At 57.5% G+C, this 5,925-nt stretch carries 11 protein-coding genes and 2 pseudogenes; 4 read left to right on the top strand and 9 right to left on the bottom strand.

Annotation, left to right across the window (positions count from 1 at the left end):
• Positions 1–703, bottom strand: a 703-nt coding sequence (locus tag CFR78_RS16705) for a MobA/MobL family protein (protein ID WP_258366209.1), incomplete at its 3' end; no start/stop codon positions are given.
• Positions 704–799: 96 nt separating this feature from the next.
• Here CFR78_RS16705 and CFR78_RS15745 point away from each other — a divergent pair.
• The 4 genes and pseudogenes from CFR78_RS15745 to CFR78_RS15730 form a co-directional block, all read left to right on the top strand.
• The gene (locus CFR78_RS15745; RefSeq protein ID WP_181417557.1) at positions 800–1,159 is read left to right on the top strand and encodes a conjugal transfer protein TraD; all 360 of its coding nucleotides are present in this window, start codon (positions 800–802) and stop codon (positions 1,157–1,159) included.
• A gap of 64 nt (positions 1,160–1,223) precedes the next feature.
• Positions 1,224–1,463 (top strand): conjugal transfer protein TraD, encoded by a 240-nt coding sequence (locus tag CFR78_RS15740; protein ID WP_110570155.1) that lies wholly within the window; start codon positions 1,224–1,226, stop codon positions 1,461–1,463.
• A gap of 78 nt (positions 1,464–1,541) precedes the next feature.
• A complete protein-coding gene (locus CFR78_RS15735; RefSeq protein WP_007396283.1) occupies positions 1,542–2,153 on the top strand; it encodes a CatB-related O-acetyltransferase in 612 nt (203 codons plus the stop codon).
• A 61-nt stretch (positions 2,154–2,214) separates the two neighbouring features.
• Positions 2,215–2,427 (top strand): annotated as a pseudogene (locus CFR78_RS15730) (transposase); the annotation flags it as partial.
• 44 nt (positions 2,428–2,471) lie between these two features.
• Here the strand turns inward: CFR78_RS15730 and CFR78_RS15725 are convergent.
• The 8 genes and pseudogenes from CFR78_RS15725 to CFR78_RS15690 form a co-directional block, all read right to left on the bottom strand.
• On the bottom strand, positions 2,472–2,999 hold the full coding sequence (locus CFR78_RS15725) for a hypothetical protein (RefSeq protein WP_110581358.1): 528 nt from the start codon (positions 2,997–2,999) through the stop codon (positions 2,472–2,474).
• 12 nt (positions 3,000–3,011) lie between these two features.
• Positions 3,012–3,371 (bottom strand): DUF4258 domain-containing protein, encoded by a 360-nt coding sequence (locus CFR78_RS15720; RefSeq protein WP_110581357.1) that lies wholly within the window; start codon positions 3,369–3,371, stop codon positions 3,012–3,014.
• A gap of 96 nt (positions 3,372–3,467) precedes the next feature.
• On the bottom strand, positions 3,468–3,650 hold the full coding sequence (locus CFR78_RS15715; protein WP_110581356.1) for a hypothetical protein: 183 nt from the start codon (positions 3,648–3,650) through the stop codon (positions 3,468–3,470).
• A 335-nt stretch (positions 3,651–3,985) separates the two neighbouring features.
• Positions 3,986–4,301 (bottom strand): annotated as a pseudogene (locus CFR78_RS15710) (DUF2442 domain-containing protein); the annotation flags it as partial.
• A gap of 92 nt (positions 4,302–4,393) precedes the next feature.
• Entirely contained in the window at positions 4,394–4,753 is a 360-nt protein-coding gene (locus CFR78_RS15705) for a helix-turn-helix domain-containing protein (protein WP_239019504.1), read from the bottom strand.
• 61 nt (positions 4,754–4,814) lie between these two features.
• Positions 4,815–5,132: a hypothetical protein gene (locus CFR78_RS16410; RefSeq protein WP_181417556.1), complete on the bottom strand. Its 318-nt coding sequence runs from the start codon at positions 5,130–5,132 to the stop codon at positions 4,815–4,817.
• 62 nt (positions 5,133–5,194) lie between these two features.
• Positions 5,195–5,380 carry a PIN domain-containing protein gene (locus CFR78_RS15695; RefSeq protein WP_110557456.1) on the bottom strand — a complete coding sequence of 62 codons (186 nt, stop codon included), beginning with the start codon at positions 5,378–5,380 and terminating at the stop codon, positions 5,195–5,197.
• Positions 5,377–5,622, bottom strand: coding sequence for a FitA-like ribbon-helix-helix domain-containing protein (locus CFR78_RS15690; protein WP_026019917.1), 246 nt, complete (start codon positions 5,620–5,622; stop codon positions 5,377–5,379). The genes CFR78_RS15695 and CFR78_RS15690 overlap by 4 nt, the downstream gene beginning before the upstream one ends.
• Positions 5,623–5,925: the final 303 nt, after the last annotated feature.

The following is a 5,925-nucleotide window of genomic DNA, read 5'->3' as shown; positions in this document are numbered from 1 at the left end:
GCAACCGTGCCGCCGCGATCAGTCGCGCCGTTCTTCCAGCCGCTGCAAGCGCTTCTCCAGCGTCGAGAGCTTCAGCAGGATGCCGCGCTGCGTCTCCCGAATTTCCGTCAGCAGACGGATCATGAGCTTGAGTGGATCGTCGTCCCCTTTCTGCTCCATCAGGTCCAAGATCCGGCGTGATGTCGTATGCGCCCCTGCCGCCTCGTTCAGGATGCGGGATTCCGTCTCGTCTTCCATGCACAGCCTCTCCGGTTCTGACTTCGATCCGTCGTGTAGACAGCATCACATGGGCATGGGGCTTCGCCTGTCCGTCTTCGCCAATATCCCAATGCACATTGAGATCGGTCACCATGCCGCGTTCCACGAACTGCTCGCGCACAAAATCCCGTGCCAGCGCGATCCCCTGCGCCTGGGTCATTTCGCGCGGGATTGAAAACTCCACTTCGCGGGCAAGCTGGGCATCCTTGCGCTTCTCGATCGCCTCGACCTCGTTCCATAGGGTCGCACGATCGAGAAACCGTTCCGGCGCGCCATCGGGCAGCAGAATCTCGGAATGCACCACGCCGCTCTTGTTGGAAAAGTCATGGTCGCGATCCAGCCGCACGTCATGCAGGCGGGACGCTGCACGATAGGCCGCCGCCGCCACGGCGCTCCGGCCGGTGGCGCGGCTGATGACCTTTGCATGCAGGTGATAGATCGCCATGAACGCGATCCTATCACACCACTTAAGCGCACGTCACGAAGTGACGTATAAGCGCGCACTCACATTTTACTGCGCCAAAAGGGTTGGTTTGTCTGGATGAGTGACGCGGTTCTCGCCTGTGTGGTAGAGTATGGCACAGACCAGCAGGACAGGGGACCGGAAATGCGCAGGCCACGGGACATTGATGCGGAACTGAAGGCGCTTCAGGAAAAGGCGAAGCAGCTTAAGGCGCAACGGACCCTCCAGCTCGGCGAACTGGTCGAGGCGACGGGAGCCGATACCCTGTCGATCGAGGCGCTGGCCGGGGTGCTGCTTGCGGCTGTCGAACAGGCGGACGGCAAACCCGAAGCCGTCGCGAGGTGGACCGAACGGGGGACGGCGTTCTTTCAGGCTGGCGCAAAAAAGGGCGGCCGGAAAGGAACCGGACACGATCAGAACGGAGCTTCTGGCGCTTGAAAGACGGATCAGGAAGCAGGCGGCCCTGATCCATCGCCATCAGGCACGAAAGGCACGCACCGACATGCGCGACTGGGCGAAGGCGCGACGGGAACGCACCCATCATCTGATCGAACTGGGCGGCCTGGTCCAGAAGGCGGGACTGGTCGATCTGACCGATGATGACCGCGCTACCCTGCTCGGGGCCTTCCTGGACATTGCGGGGCAGCTTCGGGAGGGCAGGAATACCGCGTCAGGCGACCTGAAAACACGCTGGAGGCGTGCGGGGCTTCATGCCTTCGACAGGGACCGGGAACAGGACTGACGACGCAACACGATCATCTGATCTGTCCGCTATCGAATGCAAACGAAACCCTGAACCAGAACGGGAGAACCGAGGTCCATGTATTACGGCAAGAACGCCTTTTCTCTGCTCCTACGTTACACCCTTGCCCATGAGATCGAAGAGTGGGGCTGGGACATCGGCGACCATACATATGGTGCCAAGGGTTCTCCCATCATCATAGAAGCCGAATATGCCGGCCTGAAGATCGGGAAATACTGCTCGATTGCCCGCGAGGTGCTGATGATCCTGGGCAATCACCGACCGGACACGATCACCACCTACCCGTTCAAGAACCAGTGCAATTTCTGGCCCGAAGCGGCGGATGCAACCGATGACCATTCCACCAAGGGGGATATCGTCATTGGCAACGACGTCTGGATCGGCGCGCGGGCCAACATCATGTCGGGTGTCACCATAGGATCAGGCGCGATCATCGCCACGGCGGCCGTGGTGACCAGGGACGTGCCGCCATATGCCATCGTGGGCGGCAACCCGGCCCGGGTCCTCAAATACCGCTTCCCCGAAAAGACCATCGAGCGTCTGCTTGCAGTCGCCTGGTGGGACTGGCCTGAAGCATTGATACGAGAACGGATGCCCCTCCTGATGAGCGACGATATCGACGCTTTCCTGCGCGCTTTTGAAAAAGGACCCGCACAGGAAAAATCATGATGCAAAAACTGTTTTTGCCCTCTGTCGTCCTGCCGATCTTCCTCCAGCCTGCCTTCCGGCTTTCTGGAAAGCCCTGAACGAGGTCTTTCCCGGCACGCGTCATCAGCGTTGCTGGTTCCACAAGATCGGCAATGTCGTGAACAAGTTTCCCAAACCCATGATCCCGGCCGTCATGTCGGACCTGCGCGACATTCATCATGCCGAGACGCGGGCAGCAGCACGGGACGCCATGGCTATCTTCGCGGAGAAATGCGCGACCAAATCCGGCGACCGTGAAATGCCTGTGGTTACCCCCTATCGCTACAATGGCGCTTGGGATCAGGCAGCCATGGCCTGAGGAACCGTATCCCACTCGTCCAGTTGTGTGACCTCAGCGGGTAAGACGCGCCGGACCATCCGGATCTGTGGAGCGGTCTGGCTGGCACGTGGCTTGATAGGGGACAACGATGTCACGGTTTTTGGGTCCACGCTGAAATGCGGGAAACGGTCGCGTAGTGTGGTCACAACCACCATGCGCATCTGCTTGTCCGCCCACTGGCCAACTTGCTGCTTGCCATTCTCCCAACGGGAATAGGTAGCCGGGTCCATCATCAGGATCTTTGCCATAGCACCCGAGGACAGGCCCAGCACGTCGCGGAGAAACCGGATCTCCCGCGGCAGCAGGCCGGTCGGGATCAGGACGCGTGCCATCGCCACGGCGGCCGCAAGCCCTTCCATGTCGGGCACGGAAACCCCGATCACTTCCCCGGTGGTTTCGTCAATTTCCTCTTCCGCAGCGTTAATCAGCGTCACCGCGTAAGGCAGCCCCAGGCCGTCTTCCTCGTACGAGGGCAGTGTTCTGAACATGAATTCTTCCTTTCAGCGGAGTGCCATAACCGTGATGATACGGATGACACAGACGTCCTCTTTCAGAGTGACAACCACGCCTATCCGGCGACCGTCATTGTCGGTCCCGACCACACGCCAGGTTTCATCACCGTCCAGTGGTGCTTCGATTTGATCAATGTTGCCGCAACGGAGCACGCGCTGTGTGATCAGCTTAGAGATATGTCGTTCCCGTGAACGTTCTCTCGCATGGTCTGTCCATACGATCCTTGCTCCCTGCGCAATAGCGTTCTGCAATCTGCGACGTTCTGCATCGTGCGGCACCGTTATCAAGTCCTCGTCGTGAAAATAGGTATTTTTTGACGTACCGTCAAGTGTGGTCACTTCACGCATGAGTGTCCCCCGGTCTTCGTCCCCGTTCGTCGGTATTCAGGGGAAGAGCGGTTAAAGGTTCAGGGGCTCATACGTGAGGAGACCTAGGTGACGCCTTTAGAATTTGGGGAGCTGATTCTTCATTTGCTCCTGATGCACGGCATCAAGTCCAAGCCGGATCAAGCGACGGATGGCTTCCGCGCGCGAAGGCATGCGCGAAGAAAAGCGAAAATCATCAATCGCTTGCACAAGAGATTTCGACATCGGGGTGATGATGCGTTCTGAATTCAGTTCATCCATAGCGATGTCATGGCACAAACAAACTGTATGCGTCAACAGCATACATGGCATACACAAAAGCGACCGGGCAGACATACGGCTAAAAATTATCGACTGCTGGCTGGAAGGAGAGCGGTGAGAGGATGGTCGAAAACGTGCGGTAAGGAATTATCTGGCAGGAAAATCAGCAAAAAACAGCCATTTTCTCAGAAATGTGTCACGTAAACGAGCGTTTATGTGACCGTAGTCTGATATGACGAAAACAAGCACAATCCGGTCATATAACCCGTCTTATAAATCTGCGTCTCGCATACGGTATTGCTTACGGTACGTTTTCGAACATCCTCTCACCGGCCTCCCATTTGTGCTGCCATCCAGCTTCGGGAACCATAGATACCGTGGGTCAGACCTTCGACCAGAACATCGGCATCAAGGCGGGGCCAGTAGGCCGTTACCAAGCGGGGTCATCTCGATCTTGGCCAGATCCTTCAGGGAAGCGCCCTGCAAACCCTGCAACAAGTCCACTGGCACACTCATCTCAACGCCATTCGAGAGCGTGACGTGAATGGCGCGGCGTGCACGGATAAACCTTGCAGACACCACATGGGGAACAGTCGCTCTATGGAGCGCACCTGCTTCACGAACAGCCTGATAGTCCACTTCATTCATCATGTCTCTTCCCCGCCGCTTCCTATGACCGACGCCCCGGCGGTATCGGGAGAAATGGGACCTGAGGATCCAGAACAAGCCGGACCTGTCGAAATTTACTCCGTATGGGCGTAGGCTTCACGCACGGCTTCCGGCCGATTGGAAATGGCCCGCAGATAACTTTTTGCAGCGGTATCTGGCGTACGTTCCCCGCTTTCCCATCCTTTGATGGTTTCCTCTTCCAGACCATACCAGAGCGCGAACTGTCGGCGACTGAGCTTCAGACGCCGACGAATCAGGGCCACATCCACATCGGCCTTGTGATCGACATGGATCGCCCTGATCCCGGCCTTTGCAAGGTCGGAGATAACCGCCTCGATCGTGTCAGTCATGGGCAGCAGAACGATTGCATGCCCTTCCGCCTGTTCCGAGGATTGCCTGATGAGGTCTTCCACCGTCTTCTTGGCGGCCAGCATCGTCAGGCCACGCCTGGACAGCGCCATCGTGACGGCAATGGAATTGAGATCAGGCCATCCCTCACGCGTCAGGGTCAGGGCGAATCTGGCGCGTGAACCGGAACGGACGCGGGATATGGCCCGGACAGGCCCCATTCGTGCGAATTCCGCCTTCAATGATGATTTCATCGATATCCATTCCTTCCAGAACGGCCTGTGCGATCGTTTTCAGATTGGCGAACCCGACCCCATTGGCTGTTGCACCGTGGATGTGAGTCTTGGCCAGCTTCATGAATCCTTGGGATCGATCGACACTGAATTCAGCCATGACCATCAGAACGACACCAGGAGCCTGAATAACCAGGGTTGCGATCGGATCACTGCTCTGGTCATCGTCCATTTCGAATGACAGGTCTTCGACTGTCCACCGTGGCCTCATGCTAAATTATAGGTTCAATGAACCTATAATTCAAGCAGATCCCACCGTCGTCCTTCCGGCAGCAGCGCCAACCCATACAGGATATCGGCCTGGGTCATGGTCGTGATGAAGAGGGTCATCATGGACTGACGGGACATACAGGCCAGCACCGCCCCGTCAGGCCCGGAGCACATCAGTTCGGAGAAGATGTTGGTGTCGAGAACGATCACACTCCGAAATCCACATCCCTGATGGCCTCACGGGATACCGCAGGCAGGTCTACCCCTCCCAGCCTGGCAAAGCGTTGGTGGATGGCCTGACCGGCATCCACCTCTTTAGGCACTTCAGCGGAAAGAGCGGAGCACAGGATATCGCGAACCTCTTCCTCCATGGAACGCTCATGCTGTGCTGCGCGCAGACGGAGCCGCAGGTTGAGACTGTCATCGAGATTGCGAATGATCATGACTGCCATAGGAACCTCCAGCAGGCAATGACAGCATTACAGTCACTGACTGCGCATTTTCAATTATCAGGTCAGGTTAGGTGTTTGAGGGAAGAGACGAAATCCCGCACCAAGCTGAAAACGGAAGAGCAGGTCCAAACTGGCCTGAAAATCCCGCCATGCATCACATCGGCTCGCCGACTGAGGTGGTCCCGTCCGTTCGGACAGTTTTGTGGGCTTGATAAGCTATACCCGGTTGTTGTTATGCCGCCCTTCTGACGGCGTTGCTGTTGGCCATCTGGTCCGGGGTTAACCCCGGACCAGATGGCGTCG

The organism is Komagataeibacter rhaeticus, assembly GCF_003207855.1.
In the GTDB taxonomy this organism is placed as follows: domain Bacteria; phylum Pseudomonadota; class Alphaproteobacteria; order Acetobacterales; family Acetobacteraceae; genus Komagataeibacter; species Komagataeibacter rhaeticus.
This window is presented reverse-complemented; position numbering and strand designations above follow the sequence as displayed.